This is a genomic window from Dorea chungnamensis (assembly GCF_039832125.1).
Taxonomy (GTDB): domain Bacteria; phylum Bacillota; class Clostridia; order Lachnospirales; family Lachnospiraceae; genus JAFBIX01.
The window spans coordinates 1-472 of sequence record NZ_JBDOHT010000034.1 but is presented as its reverse complement, the minus strand read 5'-3'; the positions used below and the strand labels follow the sequence as shown (position 1 = coordinate 472).

The 472-nt window shown below is 48.7% G+C and carries 1 tRNA gene and 1 rRNA gene (1 of these 2 cut by a window edge); both read left to right on the top strand.

Features of this window, described 5'->3' with window-relative positions:
• Positions 1-174 (top strand): 23S ribosomal RNA (locus ABE613_RS15105) (its annotated part extends 1,156 nt beyond the left edge of the window); the annotation flags it as partial.
• Positions 175-243: 69 nt separating this feature from the next.
• A tRNA-Asn gene (locus ABE613_RS15100) sits at positions 244-315 on the top strand.
• Positions 316-472: the final 157 nt, after the last annotated feature.

The window sequence follows — 472 nt, the reverse complement described above, 5'->3', positions numbered from 1 at the left end:
CCAAGCCGGGACGGGATAAACGCTGAAGGCATCTAAGCGTGAAGCCCCCCTCAAGATGAGATATCCCTACGTAAGTAGTAAGACCCCTTGAAGACGACGAGGTAGATAGGGCAGAGGTGGAAGTACAGTAATGTATGGAGCTGATTGCTACTAATCGGTCGAGGGCATGACCAAGCAAGGTGATAGGTAATGGATGATATTTCTTGTATGCAGTTTTGAAGGTACATACCTTTAATTAAATATTCCTCGATAGCTCAATGGTAGAGCACACGGCTGTTAACCGTGGGGTTGTTGGTTCGAGCCCAACTCGGGGAGTTAAAACCTGTAGACTTCTTAGTTTACAGGTTTTCTTATGGTGCGCCTAGCGGCGCACGTTTCTCAAGGGTTAAAGTCCCAAATCCGCCCGGTAGTGGGAAGGATATAGTCGAAGGCAAGGGTGTCGAGGGTGACCTCGAATCTGAAGGAAGCCGGA